The organism is Streptomyces sp. NPDC045967, assembly GCF_056430495.1.
The window spans coordinates 15,646-33,903 of record NZ_JBWKLE010000007.1 but is presented as its reverse complement, the minus strand read 5'-3'; the positions used below and the strand labels follow the sequence as shown (position 1 = coordinate 33,903).

Annotated in this window: 14 protein-coding genes; 8 read left to right on the top strand and 6 right to left on the bottom strand. The window is 71.9% G+C overall.

Annotated features, from left to right (window positions below; genetic code table 11):
• The first annotated feature begins 182 nt into the window (after positions 1-182).
• The 4 genes from AC07FY_RS16450 to AC07FY_RS16435 all read left to right on the top strand — a co-directional run bounded on the left by AC07FY_RS16450 (position 183) and on the right by AC07FY_RS16435 (position 4,221).
• A complete protein-coding gene (locus tag AC07FY_RS16450) occupies positions 183-1,301 on the top strand; it encodes a 5-(carboxyamino)imidazole ribonucleotide synthase (RefSeq protein ID WP_479007060.1) in 1,119 nt (372 codons plus the stop codon).
• Positions 1,298-1,834, top strand: a complete 537-nt coding sequence (gene purE, locus AC07FY_RS16445; RefSeq protein ID WP_479006439.1) for a 5-(carboxyamino)imidazole ribonucleotide mutase — start codon at positions 1,298-1,300, stop codon at positions 1,832-1,834. Before AC07FY_RS16450 ends, purE begins: the two co-directional genes overlap by 4 nt.
• The gene (locus tag AC07FY_RS16440) at positions 1,831-3,051 is read left to right on the top strand and encodes a dipeptidase (protein ID WP_479006436.1); all 1,221 of its coding nucleotides are present in this window, start codon (positions 1,831-1,833) and stop codon (positions 3,049-3,051) included. Before purE ends, AC07FY_RS16440 begins: the two co-directional genes overlap by 4 nt.
• 105 nt (positions 3,052-3,156) lie before the next feature.
• Entirely contained in the window at positions 3,157-4,221 is a 1,065-nt protein-coding gene (locus tag AC07FY_RS16435) for a membrane dipeptidase (protein ID WP_479006433.1), read from the top strand.
• Between the two features lie 74 nt (positions 4,222-4,295).
• On the opposite strand, the gene AC07FY_RS16430 is transcribed toward AC07FY_RS16435, so the two are convergent.
• Entirely contained in the window at positions 4,296-5,639 is a 1,344-nt protein-coding gene (locus tag AC07FY_RS16430; protein ID WP_479006430.1) for a UDP-glucose dehydrogenase family protein, read from the bottom strand.
• A gap of 206 nt (positions 5,640-5,845) precedes the next feature.
• Here AC07FY_RS16430 and AC07FY_RS16425 point away from each other — a divergent pair, with 206 nt between their 5' ends.
• The gene (locus tag AC07FY_RS16425) at positions 5,846-7,003 is read left to right on the top strand and encodes an acyl-CoA dehydrogenase family protein (RefSeq protein ID WP_479006427.1); all 1,158 of its coding nucleotides are present in this window, start codon (positions 5,846-5,848) and stop codon (positions 7,001-7,003) included.
• Between the two features lie 71 nt (positions 7,004-7,074).
• On the opposite strand, the gene AC07FY_RS16420 is transcribed toward AC07FY_RS16425, so the two are convergent.
• Positions 7,075-8,520: a hypothetical protein gene (locus AC07FY_RS16420; protein WP_479006424.1), complete on the bottom strand. Its 1,446-nt coding sequence runs from the start codon at positions 8,518-8,520 to the stop codon at positions 7,075-7,077.
• Between the two features lie 217 nt (positions 8,521-8,737).
• Here AC07FY_RS16420 and manB point away from each other — a divergent pair, with 217 nt between their 5' ends.
• Positions 8,738-9,820: a mannose-1-phosphate guanylyltransferase gene (gene manB / locus AC07FY_RS16415; protein WP_479006421.1), complete on the top strand. Its 1,083-nt coding sequence runs from the start codon at positions 8,738-8,740 to the stop codon at positions 9,818-9,820.
• Positions 9,821-9,869: 49 nt separating this feature from the next.
• Here the strand turns inward: manB and AC07FY_RS16410 are convergent, their stop codons facing one another.
• Positions 9,870-11,171, bottom strand: coding sequence for an LCP family protein (locus AC07FY_RS16410; RefSeq protein ID WP_479006418.1), 1,302 nt, complete (start codon positions 11,169-11,171; stop codon positions 9,870-9,872).
• Positions 11,172-11,277: 106 nt separating this feature from the next.
• On the opposite strand from AC07FY_RS16410, the gene AC07FY_RS16405 reads away from it, so the two are divergent.
• Positions 11,278-11,814 carry an acyl-CoA thioesterase gene (locus AC07FY_RS16405; RefSeq protein ID WP_361752045.1) on the top strand — a complete coding sequence of 179 codons (537 nt, stop codon included), beginning with the start codon at positions 11,278-11,280 and terminating at the stop codon, positions 11,812-11,814.
• A gap of 98 nt (positions 11,815-11,912) precedes the next feature.
• Here AC07FY_RS16405 and AC07FY_RS16400 read toward each other — a convergent pair whose 3' ends face one another.
• Entirely contained in the window at positions 11,913-13,415 is a 1,503-nt protein-coding gene (locus AC07FY_RS16400; protein ID WP_479006415.1) for an LCP family protein, read from the bottom strand.
• A gap of 165 nt (positions 13,416-13,580) precedes the next feature.
• Here AC07FY_RS16400 and AC07FY_RS16395 point away from each other — a divergent pair, with 165 nt between their 5' ends.
• Positions 13,581-14,606: a glycosyltransferase family 2 protein gene (locus tag AC07FY_RS16395; RefSeq protein WP_479006412.1), complete on the top strand. Its 1,026-nt coding sequence runs from the start codon at positions 13,581-13,583 to the stop codon at positions 14,604-14,606.
• Between the two features lie 102 nt (positions 14,607-14,708).
• On the opposite strand, the gene AC07FY_RS16390 is transcribed toward AC07FY_RS16395, so the two are convergent.
• Together AC07FY_RS16390 and AC07FY_RS16385 are read right to left on the bottom strand one after the other, a co-directional pair.
• Positions 14,709-16,418: an LCP family protein gene (locus AC07FY_RS16390; RefSeq protein ID WP_479006409.1), complete on the bottom strand. Its 1,710-nt coding sequence runs from the start codon at positions 16,416-16,418 to the stop codon at positions 14,709-14,711.
• A gap of 60 nt (positions 16,419-16,478) precedes the next feature.
• Positions 16,479-18,212, bottom strand: a complete 1,734-nt coding sequence (locus tag AC07FY_RS16385) for an LCP family protein (RefSeq protein WP_479006406.1) — start codon at positions 18,210-18,212, stop codon at positions 16,479-16,481.
• Between the last annotated feature and the right edge of the window lie 46 nt (positions 18,213-18,258).

Here is an 18,258-nt window from a genome sequence, read left to right as displayed (position 1 = left end):
GCGTCCGCTGTACGTCCGTCAACCCCCACATCGTAAGTGTCGCCCCTGCGGTCCGTCTGTGCCTTCGGGCACCGTGCGACGCACGGCACACCGGCGGGTCGGCGCGGCGTCCGCGTCCGGGCGGGTCCCGGTGGCCGGATACCGCCCGATACCCTGGTGGCGTGACGTTCCCGGTAGTCGGCATGGTCGGCGGCGGACAGCTCGCCCGCATGACCCACGAGGCGGGTATCCCCCTCGGTATCAAATTCAAGATCCTCAGTGACACCCCACAGGACTCGGCGGCCCAGGTCGTGAGCGACGTCGTCATCGGCGACTATCGCGACCTCGAGACGCTGCGCGCCTTCGCGCGCGGCTGCGACGTGATCACCTTCGATCACGAGCACGTGCCCACCGAGCACCTCAGGGCCCTGGAAGCGGACGGCGTACCCGTCCGCCCGGGGCCCGACGCGTTGGTGCACGCCCAGGACAAGGGGGTGATGCGCGCCAAGCTCGACGAGATCGGCGCGCCGAGCCCCCGCCACCGGATCGTGAGCGATCCGGCGGACGTGGCGGCCTTCGCGGACGAGGTGGGCGGCTTCCCCGTGATCCTCAAGACGGTGCGCGGCGGGTACGACGGCAAGGGCGTGTGGTTCGTGCGCACGCCCGAGGACGCGCACGCCCCGTTCAAGGCGGGCGTCCCGGTCCTGGCCGAGGAGAAGGTCGAGTACGTCCGCGAACTGGCGGCCAACATCGTCCGCTCCCCGCACGGCCAGGCCGTGGCCTACCCCGTCGTGGAGTCCGTCCAGGTGGACGGGGTCTGCGACACGGTGATCGCCCCCGCCCCGAACCTCTCGGAGGCCCTGGCGGGCGAGGCGCAGAGCCTGGCGCTGCGCATCGCCCGGGAGCTGGGCGTGACCGGCCACCTGGCCGTCGAGCTCTTCGAGACGACCGACGGCCGCATCCTGGTCAACGAACTGGCCATGCGCCCGCACAACAGCGGGCACTGGACCCAGGACGGCGCGGTCACCTCGCAGTTCGCCAACCACGTACGCGCGGTCCTGGACCTCCCGCTGGGCGACCCGCGCCCCCGTGCCACGTGGACGGTCATGGCGAACGTGCTGGGCGGGGACTACCCCGACATGTACGCGGCCTACCTGCACTGCATGGCCCGCGACCCGCGGCTGAAGATCCACATGTACGGCAAGGACGTGAAACCGGGCCGCAAGGTCGGCCACGTCAACACCTATGGCGACGACCTGGACGATGTGCTGGAGCGCGCACGCCACGCCGCCGACTACCTCAGAGGAACGGTCACCGAATGAGCACCTCCGCCGCAGGCCCCGTGATCGGCATCGTCATGGGGTCGGACTCGGACTGGCCCGTCATGGAGGCCGCCGCCCAGGCCCTGGACGAGTTCGAGATCCCCTACGAGGTCGACGTCGTCTCCGCGCACCGGATGCCGCACGAGATGATCGCGTACGGGGAGCGGGCGGCCGAGCGCGGCCTGAAGGCGATCATCGCGGGCGCCGGCGGGGCCGCCCACCTGCCCGGCATGCTCGCCTCGGTCACCCCGCTGCCCGTCATCGGCGTCCCGGTGCCGCTGAAGTACCTCGACGGCATGGACTCCCTGCTGTCGATCGTCCAGATGCCCGCCGGAGTCCCCGTCGCCACCGTCTCGGTCGCCGGGGCGCGCAACGCCGGTCTGCTGGCCGTACGGATGCTGGCCGCCCACGACGGCGAGCTGCTCGCCCGGATGCGCGACTTCCAGCAGGAGCTGGGAGACCAGGCCAGGGAGAAGGGCAAGCGGCTGCGGACGAAGGTCGCGGGCGCGGACTCCTTCGGATTCGGCAAGTGAGCGCGGCGCAGCGCCTGGCCGAGGCGCGTGAACTGCTGGCCGGACATCCCGTCGTGGACGGCCACAACGACCTCCCCTGGGCGCTGCGCACGCAAGTCCGCTACGACCTGGACCGCCGGGACATCGCCGAGGACCAGTCGGCGTACCTGCACACCGACCTTCCGCGGCTGCGGGCCGGCGGGGTCGGCGCGCAGTTCTGGTCCGTCTACGTGAGCACCGGACTGACCGGGGACGAGGCGGTCAGCGCCACGTTGGAGCAGATCGACGCGGTCGAGCAGCTGATCGCCCGTTACCCCGCCGACCTGGTGCGGGCACTGACCGCCGACGACATGGAGGCGGCCCGCGCCGACGGCCGGATCGCCTCGCTGACGGGCGCCGAGGGCGGCCACTCCATCAACAACTCCCTGGCCACCCTGCGCGCCCTGCACCGGCTGGGCGTGCGCTACATGACGCTCACACACAACGACACCATCGACTGGGCGGACTCGGCGACCGACGAACCCCGGCACGGCGGCCTGACGGACTTCGGCCGCGAGGTCGTCCGCGAGATGAACCGCGTCGGCATGCTGGTGGACCTCAGCCACACGGCCGCGACGACGATGCGCGACGCGCTCGACGTCACGGCCGCGCCGGTGGTCTTCTCGCACTCCTCGGCGCGCGCGGTGTGCGACCACCCGCGCAACGTCCCCGACGACGTTCTCGAGCGGCTCCCGGCCAACGGCGGGATCGCCATGGTCACCTTCGTCCCCAAGTTCATCCTCCCCGCCGCCGTGGAGTGGACGCTGGCGGCGGACGAGAACCTGCGGGCGCACGGCCTGCACCATCTGGACACCACCCCCGAGGCGATGGCCCTGCACCGGGCCTTCGAGGCGGCGCGCCCGCGCCCGGTGGCCACGGCCGCGACCGTCGCCGACCACCTGGACCACATGCGCGAGGTGGCCGGCGTCGACCACATCGGCATCGGCGGGGACTACGACGGCACCGCCTTCACCCCTTCCGGACTGGACGACGTGGCGGGCTACCCGAACCTGGTCGCGGAGCTGCTCGTGCGCGGCTGGTCGAAGGCCGACCTGGCGAAGCTGACCTGGTCCAACGCGGTACGGGTGCTGCGCGACGCGGAGGCCGTGGCGCGGGAGCAGTCGGCGTCCCGGGGCCCGTCCAACGCGGTGATCGGCGAGGCGGCGCCGGCCGGACCAGGAGGCGGCAACCGGGTGTGACCTGCGGACCGCACCCGAATGCCACACCTGCCGGGCGACCCGGGCACCCCGCGTGTCACGGTGGCAGCATCTCTCCCTGCTGCCGCCGAGACCGGAGCGAACGCCATGGCCGACCTGCAGGATGAACCCCACCCCGTGGGCATCGGGGCGGAAGACCATCCCGCCCCTCCAGCGGTGACCAGCGCCCTCGACCGGGCCGCGGCGCTGCTGTCCGCGCATCCCGTCGTGGACGGGTGCAACACGCTCGTCTGGACCTTGCGCCATACCCCGTACCACGACATCGACACGCCCGACGCCGGTGTCGACACCGACATCCCGCGGCTGCGCGCCGGAGGAGTGGGCGCCCAGTTCTGGTCGCTGCTCACCCCCGGCGAGGCCGCCGACGACCAGGCCGTCTCCGGCGCCCTGGAACAGATCGACATCGCGCTGGCCCTGGTGCGCCGCTACCCCGACGGCCTGGGCCTCGCGCTGACGGCCGACGACATGGCCGACGCCCGCAACCGCGGCCGGATCGCCTGCTTCCTCGGTCCCGTGCCCGGCCGGACGCTGACCGACTCGCTGAGCCCGCTGCACGCGTTCCACGCGCTGGGGGTGCGGATCCTCGCGCCCGCCGGAGCGGCCTGGGCCCGGCACGACCTGACCGCCTTCGGCCACGAGGTGGTGCAGGAGGCGAACAGGCTCGGCATCGTGCTGGACCTGGCCGACTGCCCCTCGCCGACGGCCCGCCGCATCGCGGCGGCCTCCAAGGCCCCGGTGCTCATCTCCCACACGGCGGCCGCGGCGCTGAACCCGCACCCGGGAAACGTGACGGACGAGGTCCTGCTCGCCCTGCGGGAGGCGAACGGCCTGGCGATGATCACCTTCGACACCGCCCGGACCGGGGACTCCCTGCACGCCGTGGCCGACCACGTCGAGCACGTCCGTGCCGTCGCCGGTGCGCACTGCGTGGGCCTGGGCGCCGGCTTCGGCGCCGAGCCGGGCAACCACCGCCCCACCGGCCTGACCGACCCCTCGGGCTACCCCCGGCTCGTCGCGGAACTCCTCGACCGGGGCTGGCCGGAGTCCGACCTGGCTCTGCTGACCTGGGGCAACGCCCAGCGCGTGATGCGCGACGCGGAGTTCACCTCCCGCGCGGCCCAGCACCGCCGCCCCCGCCCCATGCCGTTCTGACCCGCCCCCGGCACGCGGGCCGGGCGCACCCGGACCCGCCTCCGAACCGGCAGGCCGGGCCCTGCCCCGGCCGGCTAGGCGCGGGGGCGGCCCATGGCGCGGTAGGTCCAGCCCGCCCCGCGCCAGAGCGCGGGGTCGAGCGCGTTGCGCCCGTCCAGGATCAGCCGGTCGGTGACGACGCGGCCCAGCTCCGCCGGGTCGACCTCGCGGAACTCGCGCCACTCGGTGAGGTGGAGGACGACCTCCGCGCCCCGGGCCGCCTCCACCGCGGAGTCGGCGTACCCCAGGGTGGGGAAGACACGGCGCGCGTTGTCCATGCCCTTGGGGTCGTAGACGGTGACCTGCCCGCCCTGCAGGTGGATCTGCCCGGCCACGTTCAGCGCGGGCGAGTCCCGCACGTCGTCGGAGTCCGGCTTGAAGGTGGCGCCCAGCACCGCGACGCGCTTGCCGAGGAACGACCCGCCGACCGCGTCCCGCGCCAGCTCCACCATGTGCCCGCGCCGCCGCATGTTGATCGAGTCGACCTCCCGCAGGAAGGTCAGCGCCTGGTCGGCCCCCAGCTCACCGGCGCGCGCCATGAAGGCCCGGATGTCCTTGGGCAGGCAGCCGCCGCCGAAGCCGATCCCGGCCCGCAGGAACTTCGCGCCGATCCGGTCGTCGTAGCCGATGGCCTCCGCGAGCTTGACCACGTCGCCCCCGGCGGCCTCGCACACCTCCGCCATCGCGTTGATGAACGAGATCTTGGTCGCCAGGAAGGAGTTCGCGGCCGTCTTCACCAGCTCGGCGGTCGGGAAGTCGGTCACCACCAGCGGAGTGCCCTCCGACATCGGCGTCTCGTACACCTCGCGGAGCAGCTTCTCGCCCCGCTCGCCCTGCACGCCGATCACGATCCGGTCGGGGTGCAGGGTGTCCCGCACCGCGAAGCCCTCCCGGAGGAATTCCGGGTTCCACGCCAGTTCGACGTCCGCCCCCGCCGGCGCCAGCTCCGCGAGCACCGCCGCCAGCCGCTGCGCCGAGCCGACCGGCACGGTGGACTTGCCGACCACCAGCACCGGCCGCGTCAGGTGCGGGGCCAGCGAGGCGATCGCGGAGTCGACGTAGGACATGTCACACGCGTACTCACCGTGCTTCTGCGGCGTGTTCACGCACACGAAGTGCACGTCGCCGAACGCGCCGACCTCCTCCCAGGAGGTGGTGAACCGCAGCCGGCCCGTCGACCCCGGCAGCCCGGCCACGTGCGCGGACAGCAGCTCCTCCAGGCCCGGCTCGTACATCGGCACCCGGCCCGACGCCAGCATCTCGATCTTCTCGGGCACCACGTCCAGCCCCAGCACCTCGAACCCCAGCTCCGCCATCGCCGCGGCGTGCGTGGCGCCGAGGTATCCGGTGCCGATCACAGTGATCCTGAGGGGGGCCATGGGTGCTCCGTACAGTTGCTGGGGTGCGGCGGGCCGTTTGCGGCCACTGAGCATAGTCGGGCCGGTCACGGGGCACGCCCCCCGTAAGGACCCCTTTGTCATGCAACTCACGTGGGCCGTCCGTACCGCCATCCGCACACCGGCCACTAAGCTTCGGTTACTTAACGGTAGTTAGCATCACGCATCACCCTGGGGAGTGAGAGATCTTGGCGGGTTCTGCCGACTTCGACCTGTACCGCCCGGCCGAGGAGCACGACATGCTCCGCGAGTCGGTCCGCTCGCTCGCCGAGGCGAAGATCCTCCCGTTCGCAGCCGCGGTCGACGAGGAGTCCCGCTTCCCGCAGGAGGCCCTCGACGCCCTGGTCGCCAGCGACCTGCACGCCGTCCACGTGCCCGAGACCTACGGCGGCGCGGGCGCCGACGCCCTCGCCACGGTGATCGTGATCGAGGAGGTGGCCCGCGTCTGCGCCTCCTCCTCCCTGATCCCCGCCGTCAACAAGCTCGGCTCGCTCCCGGTGATCCTCTCCGGTTCCGAGGAGCTCAAGGCCAAGTACCTCGGCCCGCTCGCCAAGGGCGACGCGATGTTCTCCTACGCGCTCTCCGAGCCGGACGCGGGCTCCGACGCCGCCGGCATGAAGACCCGCGCGGTCCGTGAAGGCGACTTCTGGGTGCTCAACGGCGTCAAGCGCTGGATCACCAACGCGGGCGTCTCCGAGTACTACACGGTCATGGCCGTCACCGACCCCGACAAGCGCTCCAAGGGCATCTCCGCCTTCGTCGTCGAGAAGTCCGACGAGGGCGTCTCCTTCGGTGCCCCGGAGAAGAAGCTCGGCATCAAGGGCTCCCCGACGCGCGAGGTCTACCTCGACAACGTGCGCATCCCCGCCGACCGCATGATCGGCGCCGGGGGCACCGGATTCGCCACCGCGATGAAGACCCTCGACCACACCCGCATCACGATCGCCGCCCAGGCGCTCGGCATCGCGCAGGGCGCCCTGGACTACGCCAAGGGCTACGTCCAGGAGCGCAAGCAGTTCGGCAAGCCGATCGGCGACTTCCAGGGTGTGCAGTTCATGCTCGCCGACATGGCCATGAAGATCGAGGCCGCCCGCCAGCTGACGTACTCCGCGGCGGCGAAGTCCGAGCGCGTCGACGCCGACCTGACCTTCTTCGGCGCCGCGGCCAAGTGCTTCGCCTCCGACGTGGCCATGGAGGTCACCACGGACGCCGTCCAGCTCCTCGGCGGCTACGGCTACACCCGCGACTACCCGGTGGAGCGCATGATGCGCGACGCCAAGATCACCCAGATCTATGAGGGGACCAACCAGGTCCAGCGGATCGTCATGGCCCGCAACCTGCCGTAACCACTCGGCCCGTTCGCGCGAACAGCCCCCGGCGGGACACCGGGGGGTGTTCGCGTGGGGCCGGGCCGGGGCTACGGGCGGCCCAGGACGTCCGTCACGCGGTGGGCGTAGATCACCCGGCCGCAAGGAGAGCCGGGGTCGGTGCAGGTCGGGTCCGCGGTGTCCATGCGGTGCTCCGTCAGCGACCACAGGTACTGGGTGCCCGTGCCGGCGGGCACGACGCTCTGGGCGTGCTCGAAGGACAGGTCCTCGGGTCCGGCCGCGTTGGTGATGTTGGCGCCGTAGTCCACCAGGCGCCCGCCCGAGACGGTGGCCCGCCGCAGGCTCCCGCTGTTGCTCTCCCAGCTGCGGTTGAAGTAGTACATGCCGTTGTAGCGGGCCGCGCCCTGCGTGAGGTCGCGCGGCAGGTAGAAGGCGCTCGTCGCGCCGACCACGCCGCCCGCCGTCTTCAGGAGTCCGGTGGCGTCGTCGATGGGAAGCGCCCCGACCCGGCCCTTCTCGGGGTTGTCGGTATCGGAGTTGCAGTACTCGCCCATGATCATCGCCGGGGCGGCGGTGTTGCTGCGGTCGATCGAGATGTAGGACGCCTTGGGGGCTCCCGTGGGCTTGCAGGTCGCCGCGCTGGTGTTCGCCTGGGCGCTGACGAACCGGTAGGAGGCCACCTGCGGCATCACGTAGCGGTACGTGTGGCTGTAGTAGACGTTGTTCTGCCGGCCGATGTTCGTCTCGTCCCTGACGTTGCTCTTCAGGCCGTTCAGGGTGGTGTCGTCCACCGAGGCGTCCTGGTCCGGGTTGAGGTCCAGGAGGGAGCGCATGTCGAAGACCCGCAGGCCGTTCAGGGTGTCCGTGACGTACAAGAAGTACTTGTACCAGGCGATGCCGCCCGCATGGACGTTGATCGCCTTGTAGGAGGCGTTGCCGGACGCGTTGTAGAACGGCTCCACCAGCAGGACGTGGCGGTAGCGCCGGCCCTCGGCGTTGCCCGTCACCGGCGTCTCGGGGTCGAGGAACGACAGCCGTACGCCCTTTTCGTCGCAGGTGCCCGGGTCCGCCGCACACAGGTCGCCGTCGGCGTCGTCGTACCAGCTGGTGACCAACGGCTTGCGGGTGCCCCACAGTTCGTCGACCTGGGCGTCCGAAACGCCCGTGATGCCCTGCGGTATCCATTCCCGCGTGTCGGAGTCGCCCGCGTCCCAGCAGAACTTCTGGGCGGGTGGCAGTACGGCGCCGTTGTCGCCGGTGCCGAACGGGTCGGTGGTGCACGAAGCGCCCGTCTTCGCGATCCGGTTGCCCTGGTCGAGCAGGTCCTTGACGGACGCGACCGGCAACGCCGCCTTCAGGTCGGCCACCACGGCGCCCAGGTCCGGTCCGGGCTTGAGGTTGAAGGAGGACGCGGTGGCCGGGTCGCCGGGAAGGGCCTGCGCGGGGGCGACGAGCACGGGCACCGAGAACACCGCCGCGGCGAGCGCGGCGACCCACCCGGTGCGCCGGAGGAACGGTGGATGAGATGTCGTCATTTCCGACCTTTGCTCACGGGGAGGGGAGGCCGTGATCATTCCAGCGCCCCTGCTGTCATGTCCAGGACGGTATGCGCGGCCGCCGCGACCGCGTGGCCGGACCGGGGACCGCCCCTTCGGCGACCGCCGCGGCCCGTTCGCCACCTGCGGCTCTGGGGGCTCCACGGATGGGCTAAATTTGGGTCTTCGTGCGCCGGAATCGGTTGGGGAGAACGCAATGACGGAAGCGATCCTGCTGGTCGGCGGACAGGGGACGAGACTGCGTCCCGTCACGGTGAACACGCCGAAGCCGATGGTCCCGACCGCAGGCGTGCCCTTCCTCGCCCACCAGATAGCCCGGGCCGCCGCGGCCGGTGTCACGCACATCGTCATGGCCACCTGCTACCTCGCCGAGGTCTTCGAGCCCTACTTCGGCGACGGATCCGACTTCGGCGTCCACCTCGAGTACGTCGTCGAGGACGAACCGCTGGGCACCGGCGGCGCCATCCGCAACGCCGCCCGGCTGCTCACCGGCGGCCCGGACTCCGCCGTCCTCGTCTTCAACGGGGACATCCTCACCGGCCTGGACATCGCCGGGCTGGTCGAGTCCCATGAAGCGGCCGACGCCGACGTCTCCCTGCACCTGGTCCGCGTCGACGACCCGCGCGCCTTCGGCCTGGTGCCCACCGACTCCGAGGGGCGGGTACTGGCCTTCACCGAGAAGCCCCAGACCCCCGAGGAGATCATCACCGACCAGATCAACGCCGGCTGCTACGTCTTCCGCCGCAGCGTGATCGACTCCATCCCGGCGGGCCGCCCGGTCTCCGTCGAGCGCGAGACCTTCCCCGGCCTGCTGGCCTCCGGCGCGACGCTGCACGGCGTCACGGAGAACACGTACTGGATGGACCTGGGCAAGCCCGAGGCCATCGTCCAGGCCAGCGCCGACCTGGTCCGCGGCGTGGTCCCCTCCCCGGCCGTCCCGGGCCGCTGCGGCGAGTCGCTCGTCCTGCCCGGCGCCCACGTGGAGGCGGGGGCCAAGCTGTCCGGAGGCACGGTCGTGGGGGCCGGGGCCCGCATCGGGGCGGGAGCGGTCGTCCAGGGCTCCATCGTCCTGGAGGGCGCCGTCATCGGCGCCGACGCGCAGGTCAGCGCCGCGCTGATCGGCGCGCGCGCCGCGGTGGGGGAGCGGACCGTGGTCGACGGCGCCGTCATCGGCGACGACGCCCGGGTGGGGGCCGACAACGAGCTGCGCGCCGGCGCCCGGGTGTGGTGCGGCGCCCGGCTCTCCGACGCCGCGATCCGCTTCTCCCCGGACGCCTGACCCCCCCCCGGGCCGGACCCGCACGGGCGCCCACGGGCTCGCGCGCGGGTCACTGCCCGCGGACGGTGACCTTCTCGTCGTTCTGGATCTGCTTCACCAGCTGCTGCACCTTCGCCTTGTCCCAGACGAGGTTGCCGCCGCGCTGCCCCGAGATCGGCATGTTCATCGACACGCCGTCCCCGCCGTTGACGCCCTTCATGGCGAAGAACATCTGGCCCATGTCGTACAGGCCCATGTCCTTGTCGACGATGAGCGTGTCCAGGCCCGCGCCCAGCAGCGGGTAGAGGTCGAACGGGTTCAGGACCGTCGACGGCGTCGCCGCCTGACCGGCCAGGGCGGAGAGGAACTTCTGCTGGTTCTTCGTCCGCTGCAGGTCCGACTCGGCGAAGGCGTAGCGGGTCCGTACGAAGGCCAGTGACTGCTCGCCGTTCAGGGTCTGCCGGCCCGCCTTGAAGTCGGCGCCGGACTTCTCGTCCTTGAAGCCCTCCTCGATGTCGAGCTCCACCCCGCCGAGCGCGTCCACGATGTTCGCGAAGCCGGCGAAGCCGATCTCCGCGTAGTGGTCGATGCGCAGGCCGGTGTTGTGCTCCACCGTCCGCACCAGCAGCTCCGGGCCGTCCTCGGCGTAGGCCGCGTTCAGCTTGACCCGCCGGCCCTGAGCCGGGAACTTCTTGCCCGACTGGGAGCCGACGAAGGAGGGGATCTCCACGTCCGAGTCGCGCGGCAGCGAGATCATGGTGTTCCCGCTGGAGCACTTCGCCAGGATCATCATCGAGTCGGTGCGCTTGCCCTCGGCCGAGCCCGTGTGGAGCTTCTTCTTCTCCTCGGCGGACATGCCCTCGCGGCTGTCGGAGCCCACGATCAGGTACGTCGTGCAGTCGCCCTCCTTCGGGCGCTCGATGACCTTGGACAGGTCCACCTCGCGGCGCACCTTGGAGTCCGCCCAGAAGTAGGTGGAGACCGTGGTCACCACCAGCGCGGAGACCAGCACCAGGGAGCCGACCTTGATCCGTCTGCGCCAGTCCGGTGCGGATGCGGGGGTCCGTCCCGGACGGCCGGGACCCGAGGGCGGCCCCGGCGGTCCGCCCGGTCCGCCGGGGCCGGCGGGAGAGCCGTAGACCTGGCCGGTGTTGTAGCCGCTGTCGTACCCGCCGTAGGTGTCGCGGCCCGGCGACTGCTGCGGGGGCACGGTGGGCGAGGGCGGCGGTCCGGGCCGCCGGGCGGGCGGCGGGACCGCCGGGCGCGTCGGCTGCTGCCGCTGGACGTGCCGCATCCGCCGCGCGCCCTCGGGCTGCGCTCCGGCGCTGCCGCGTCCGTACCCGTCGTCACGACCTTCAGGCCAGTCATTCATGCGCCCAAGAATGCCTGCCCGGGCGTGTCACCCGACAGCCCGGGGTGGCTTCCGTACCGGTCCTGTTGCAGAGCTGATGCCTCCGCGGCGCATCTAAGGTGTCCGTATGACAGAGATACCGGGCGAGCTGCCCGGGAAGCCGACCGCGGCCTCCCGTACGACCCTCAGCCACATCATGACGGCCAACGACACCAACCTCCTCGGTACGGTGCACGGCGGTGTGATCATGAAGCTGGTGGACGACGCGGCCGGGGCCGTGGCCGGACGGCACTCCGGGGGCCCCGCGGTCACCGCGTCGATGGACGAGATGGCCTTCCTCGCGCCCGTGCGGGTCGGCGACCTGGTGCACGTGAAGGCCCAGTGCAACTGGACGGGCCGCTCCTCGATGGAGATCGGCGTACGGGTCCTCGCGGAGCGGTGGAACGAGTCCACGCCCGCCACCCAGGTGGGCAGCGCCTACCTGGTCTTCGCGGCCGTGGACGCCGAGGGCAAGCCCCGCCGGGTCCCTCCCGTGCTCCCCGAGACCGAGCGGGACGAGCGGCGCTACCAGGAGGCCCAGATCCGCCGCACGCACCGGCTCGCCCGACGGCAGGCGATCATGGCGCTGCGCGAGGAGCGGGCCGCCCAGGGCTTCGACGACTGACCCGCCGGAGCTGACCGGGTCGCGCAGCTGACCGGGCCCCAGAGGTCACCGCGGCCCCGCGCCCGCAGCTCACCGCGGCCCGCAGGCCGCCCCGCAGCTCACCGCGCCGCCGCGCAGGTCACCTCGTCGCCCGTCAGCACCCCCGAGGCGCCCTGGGGGGCGTCCTCGGCCCGTACCGGCACCACCGTGCGGTAGTCGGAGCCCGCGATGACCACCACGGTCCGGCCCTGGCGCGCCACCGCCCGCAGCTCGCTGCCCGGCAGTGCGGCCGCCACCGAGCGGGCGGAGCGGTCCCAGCGCGGGTCGTACGCGACCACCGTGCGCCGGACGTCGCGGCCGGTGCTGCTGCCCGGGACCCCGGTCGTGTCGAAGCCGGTGGCGCGCAGGGCCGCGTCCACCCGGCCGCCCAGCCCGGCGATCCGGGCGCCGTTCTCCACCCGCACCCGGATCTGCTGCGGGGGCACGTCCACCGGGACCGCCGCGGCCCGGCCGTCGGCGGCACCGGGCCGCGCCGGGGCCAGCGGCCGGTCCTCCCGGATCGCCTCGAAGAGCTTGGCGGCCTTCGGCTCGTCCCACTTCACGGTGGAGCCGATGCTCTTCACCCGGAAGGAGGCATCGCCGACGGGAACCGAGGCGAACTCCGAGGAGGAGGGCGTGAAGTCGCGCATCGCCTGCCCGAGGGCGAGCATCTGCTCCGAGCCGAAGCCCCGGTCGGCCCGGACCGACCCCAGCAGCGTGGAGCTGACCTGCTTGAACTTGACCGGGTTGAGCAGCACCCCGCCGGTGGTCGCCTGTTTGATCAGAGCGGCGAGGAAGCGCTGCTGGCGCTGCATCCGGCCGAGGTCCGAGGCGCCGTCGACATGGCGCGAGCGAACGTACTGCAGGGCCTGGCCGCCGGTCAGGCGGTGGGTGCCCGGCAGCAGGTCGAGACCGGTGTTCGGGTCGCGCATGGTCTTGGCGGTGCAGATCTCCACGCCGCCGACGGCGTCGACCGTCTTCATGAAGCTGGTGAAGTCGACCTCCAGGTAATGGTCGATCTTCACCCGGGTCATGTTCTCGACCGTCCGCACGGTCAGGTTGGGGCCGCCCTCCGCGTACGCCGCGTTCAGCCGCACGGGGTGCGGTTTGTGCGCCTTGCCGGTGACGAGGTCGTGGTGGGCGGGCACCTCCGCGTAGCTGTCGCGCGGCAGGCTGATCACGCTGGCCCGCTCCCGGTCCGCCGAGAGGTGGACGAGCATGATGGTGTCGGTGCAGTGGCAGGGCGCCCCGCCCAGGCGGTACTCCCGCTTCTCGTCCTGGGAGATCTTCTCCCGGCCGTCGGTGCCGACCAGCAGGAAGTTCAGTCCGTGCCCGGCCTGCGGGCGGTTCTTCATGTCCTTGAACGGGTCCACCCGCTCGATCCCGGTGTCCAGGCCGGTCATCACGGCATGCCCGACGGCCCCGCAGCCCAGCACCGCCACCGAGAGCCCGGCCGCGATCCGCACCCCCCACCGGGGTCGGTCGCCCCGGTGCCGGGCCGGGCCGCCGCCCGCGCCGCCGCGCCGTACGCGCGGGGGCTGGGGGGGCCTGGCGGGACGGGTGGGACGGTGCGGCTGGGGCACGGGGGACACCTCCGCGAACACGGCAGGGGAAACGATCGGCCTGGATCTGATTCGTCAGAACAGTAGGTCCATACGATCAGCCTCTGTCCTTACCGCTCACTCGGCGCGCACCCGGTTCCCCCGTACGCGGTAACGTGACACCGATACCCGACCGTGAAGGACCACATGCCCGCCCAGCAGCCCGCAGTCTCGGTGATCATGCCGGTGCTCAACGAGGAGCACTACCTCCGCGACTCCGTCCGCCACATCCTGGAACAGGAGTACGCGGGCGAGATGGAGGTGGTGATCGCGCTGGGGCCGTCCACGGACCGCACCGACGAGATCGCCGCAGAGCTCGTCGCCGAGGATCCCCGCGTCCACACCGTTCCGAACCCGACGGGTCGGACCCCGGCCGCGCTCAACGCCGCCATCAAGGCCTCGCGTCACCCGATCGTGGTACGCGTCGACGGCCACGGCATGCTCTCGCCGGACTACATCGCCACCGCCGTGCGCCTCCTGGCGGACACCGGGGCGCAGAACGTCGGCGGCATCATGCACGCCGAGGGCCAGAACGCCTGGGAAGAGGCCGTGGCCGCCGCCATGACGTCGAAGATCGGCGTCGGCAACGCGCCGTTCCACACCGGCGGCCGCGCGGGGCCGGCCGAGACGGTGTACCTCGGTGTCTTCCGCCGCGAGGCCCTGGAGCAGCAGGGCGGCTACAACGAGGAGTTCATCCGCGCCCAGGACTGGGAGCTGAACTTCCGCATCCGCGAGGCCGGCGGCCTGATCTGGTTCTCCCCGGAGCTGAAGGTGCAGTACCGGCCGCGGCGTTCGGTGCGGGCGCTGGCGAAGCAGTACAAGGACTACGGGCGGTGGCGGCACGTGGTGGCCCGCTACCACTCCGGTTCCATCAACCTGCGCTACCTGGCGCCGCCGACCCTGGTCTGCGCGCTCGCGGCGGGCGTGGTCGTCGGTGCGGCCGTCACCCCGCTCGGTTTCGCCCTCCCGGCGGGCTACCTCGCGGCGATCGCCGTCGGCTCGCTGCCGGCGGGCCGGGGCCGCTCCCTCAAGGCGCGGGCGCAGATCCCCCTGGCCCTGGCCACCATGCACCTGTGCTGGGGCTACGGCTTCCTGACGAGCCCGCGCTCGCTGGCGGACAGGCTCATCGCGACCCGCCGCCCGGCCGTGCACCGGGACCCGTCGCAGGTCTGAGCCGTACGACGGGGCCGCGGGAGGCCCGCGGCAGACGAGAAGGGCCCGGTGGGGCGGCCGTGAACCGGACGGCCGCCCCACCGGGCCCTTCGTGCGGGCGCGCTACCAGGTGAAGCCTTCCTGGATCGGCATGCACGCCTTGTCGTTGTCGCCGTTGAGGGCGTGGGCGGACGTCGGGGCCACGGTCGGGGCGGCCGGCGGCGGGGTCGGCGCGCTGCCGGTCCGCCAGTCCTTGCCGACGAACAGCACGATCCCGGGGACCTCCGCCGACTTCGCCACCGCGGTGGCGGGCAGGCCGAACGCGGCGGCCACGGCGGCGGCGTCGGCCGCCTGGGCGTCGGTGGCGAACCGGACCACCGTGGTGTCCTCCCCGCCCGTCTGGGTGTCGGCGGTGGCCTTGGCGAAGCCCTTGTCCTTCAGCAGCGCGGCGATGTCGTTCGCCCGCAGCTTGACCTTGGTCTCGGCGCCGTCCTTGCCGCCGGTGGCGTTGCGGACGGAGACCGCGACCTGCGCGGGCGCCGCCGCGGCCGGGGCGGTGGCGGTGGCGGGGGCCGAAGGCGGCTGGCCCGGCGCGGCGGGGCTCGCGGAGGCGCCCGGTGAGGGGGAGGCCCCGTCCGCCGGGGTCTCCGAGCCCTTGCCGTCCAGCGGGATGTCCTCACGGATCATGCGGAACAGGGCGTCGGCCTCGCCCGGCAGCGGCTCGACGCGCCCTTCCAAGCCCGGCCGCTTGCTGTAGACCCACGGCATGGTGGTCATGGCGATCCGGCCCGGCGAGACCTTCTTGAGCTCCATGCTGAGGTCGTACAGCTTGTCGATCTTCTTCAGGCCGGGGTCCACGACCATGGCCTCGATCGCGGCCTGCGCCAGGCTGTTCAGCTTCACCGGGTTGGTGAGCTTGGCGTTCTTGCGGAACTCGCGGGCCATCGAGTTCATGTACTGGTGCTGGGCATGGGTGCGGGCGATGTCGGTGCCGTCCTCGAACCCGTAGCGGGTGCGCAGCCACTGCAGGGCGGTCTCGCCCTGGATGACGCTCTCGCCCTTGGGCAGCTTCAGCCCGGAGCCCTTGCCGTCGCGGGTGCGGGAGTGGACGTTCTGCTCGACGCAGACCGGGACGCCCCCGATGGCGTCCGCCATCCTGACCACGCCCTTGAAGTCGATCATCATGAAGTGATCGATGGGGATCTTGGTGAGTTCGATCCAGGCGGCGACCGTGCAGCCGGGTCCGCCGCGCTGGATGGACTCGTTCGTCTGGACCAGGCCCTTGCTGGCGGGGTGCACCTGGCCGTTGGGCTCGGTGCACTTGGGCATCATCAGCATCGTGTCGCGGGGCATGGACACCACCGACATGTTGCTGCGGTCCGCGGACAGGTGCAGCAGCATCTGCACGTCCGCGAGCGGCGGGCCGTCGAAGGTGTCGGTGGCCCCGCCGAGGGCCTGGTTCTCCGCGTCGTCGCGCGCGTCGGAGCCGATGAGCAGGATGTTCAGGGGGGTCTGCCCGAAGGAGTTGGGCTTGGAGCCGCCCAGTTTGGTCTCGCCGAGGTTCAGCGCGTCCGTCTTGATGCTGCCGTTCAGGTGGCGGTAGTAGAGGTAACCGCCCGCCGCCGTCCCGAGTATGAGCAGGGACAGGACGGAGGCGACCCAGCGCAGCACGCGCCGCCGGCCCCGTCTGGGGGACCGGTCGGCCGCCCGGCGGGCGGCCCGGGAGCCGGTCCGCGGTGGGGGTATCGCGCCGGACGCGTCCGCGCCGTCGTCGGATGTGCCCCCGGCGGACTGGGCGGTCGCCCCCTCCCCGCGCACGCTGCTGTGCCTCACGTGTCCCCCCTCAAGATCCTGCTCGGTCGATGCGGTGCCGGTTCGGCCCGGCGGCCCCCGTTACTTGGCGCAGACGGCCTTGTCCGCCTGGGCCTGCTGGACGTCCTTGGGCAGCTCCCGCGGAATCGGGGGCGACAGCGGGACGCCCGGCTGCTGGAAGTCCGGACCGAGGGTCAGCTTCATCGGCGTCTTCGCCGAGGCGTCGGCCGTGCCCATCTTCAGCGCCGTGACCGGCAGCCCCAGGGCGTCGGCCAGCGCCCGGGCCTGGTCGGCCTGGTTGGGCGCGTACTCCAGCTGCGTGGCACCGACCTTCGCCGGCGCGTTGCCCTCGTTGCTCGCCTTGGACATGCCCTTGTTGTTCTGGAGCCAGTTCAGCGTCGTGGAGGCGGAACCCTTGGGTCCGCCGCCGTTGTAGACGCCGACCCGCACGTCCGCCGCGGGTGCCCGGCCGCCCTGGAGCAGCGCGTCCTGCTTGGCCTTCGCGTCCGCGTCGGCCGCCTCCTGCGCGGCCTGCTCCTTCTTCTCGACCTCCGTGAGCGAGACGTCCCCCCGGATCATCTGCAGCAGCGGATCGGCCAGCGCCCTGTCGACCACGACGGTGGCCTTCACCTTCTCGGCCGGGTTGTCGAGGACCGGCATGGTGGTGAAGGTGATGTTCTTGAGGTCGATGTCCTTCAACTCGCCCGCGAGATCGGTGAGTTTGTCGATGGACCCCAGGCCCTGGTCCACGGTCAGCGACTTGGTGGCGGCCTCGGCGAGCGAGAAGAACTTCTTCGGACTGGTCAGCGTCTCCTTCGACTTCATCTCGCGCATCATCGAACCGAGGAACTGCTGCTGGGTCTTGATCCGGTCCAGGTCGCTCTCGTTGCCGAAGGCGTGCCGTGTACGGACGAACGCCAGCGCGTCCTCGCCCGCCAGCCGGTGCTCGCCCGCGGACAGCTTGAGCTTGGAGTCCTCGTCGTCCACGGCTTTCTCCAGGCAGACGGGCACCCCGCCGACGGCCGTGCTCAGGGTCTTCACCGCGTTGAAGTCGACCATCATGAAGTTGTCGATCTCTATTCCGGTGAGGTCCTTGACGGTGCGCATCGTGCAGCCCGCGTCTCGTCCCTCCTGACCCAGGCTGTTGTTGAACCGGGTGCCCTTCGTGCCCTTGATCTCCTTCGTCGACCCGTCCGGCTGCTTCGTGGGGCAGGCGGGGATGTCGGTGATCAGGTCGCGCGGGATGGACAGAGCCGTGGCGTTGGAGCGGTCCTTGGCGACGTGGAAGAGGATCGTGGTGTCGGCGTGGCCGACGCTGTCCTTGTCCCCGTAGCCCTCGTTGCCCGAGCCGCTGCGCTTGTCGGTGCCGATGACCAGGATGTTGATGGCCTGGTCCTTCTTGAAGCCGCCGGTCCCGGCGCCCGCGATGTCGGTGATGCTCAGGTTGCCGTTCAGGTGGTCGTAGTAGAAGTACGCCGCCGCCGCGCCCCCGACCAGCAGGAACGCCAGCGTGCCGCTGGTGACGAGCAGTGCCTTCTTGCGGCGCCCGCCACCCCCGCCACCGACCTTCCGGGAGCGGCCGCCGCGCCGGCCGCCGGGCGGGGCGTCGCCGCGCCGGGGCTTCGGGACGGCCGGGGAGGGGGAGGTGGGCCTGCCCGGTGCGGACGGAGCTCTCCGCGGGGCGGCCACGCCGCCCCCCTGCTGGGGCGCTGCGGAGTCGCCCAGTCGCAGTTCGTAGTTGCCGGTGCGGGGATTGAGCACCCACTGGTCTGCGGGGTCGATCTCGTCGGCCCGCCCACGGCTTTGCGCATCCACGGTTGCTCGAATCCTCCGTCGGGTGCCTCGCGACGCGCCTCCCCCG

Coding starts and splice junctions, on each gene's coding strand:
- AC07FY_RS16405 (WP_361752045.1), top strand. CDS start 11,278: ATGACAGAGATACCGGGCGAGCTGCCCGGGAAGCCGACCGCGGCCTCC.
- purE (WP_479006439.1), top strand. CDS start 1,298: ATGAGCACCTCCGCCGCAGGCCCCGTGATCGGCATCGTCATGGGGTCG.
- AC07FY_RS16435 (WP_479006433.1), top strand. CDS start 3,157: ATGGCCGACCTGCAGGATGAACCCCACCCCGTGGGCATCGGGGCGGAA.
- manB (WP_479006421.1), top strand. CDS start 8,738: ATGACGGAAGCGATCCTGCTGGTCGGCGGACAGGGGACGAGACTGCGT.
- AC07FY_RS16450 (WP_479007060.1), top strand. CDS start 183: ATGGTCGGCGGCGGACAGCTCGCCCGCATGACCCACGAGGCGGGTATC.
- AC07FY_RS16410 (WP_479006418.1), bottom strand. CDS start 11,171: ATGAATGACTGGCCTGAAGGTCGTGACGACGGGTACGGACGCGGCAGC.
- AC07FY_RS16395 (WP_479006412.1), top strand. CDS start 13,581: ATGCCCGCCCAGCAGCCCGCAGTCTCGGTGATCATGCCGGTGCTCAAC.
- AC07FY_RS16430 (WP_479006430.1), bottom strand. CDS start 5,639: ATGGCCCCCCTCAGGATCACTGTGATCGGCACCGGATACCTCGGCGCC.
- AC07FY_RS16420 (WP_479006424.1), bottom strand. CDS start 8,520: ATGACGACATCTCATCCACCGTTCCTCCGGCGCACCGGGTGGGTCGCC.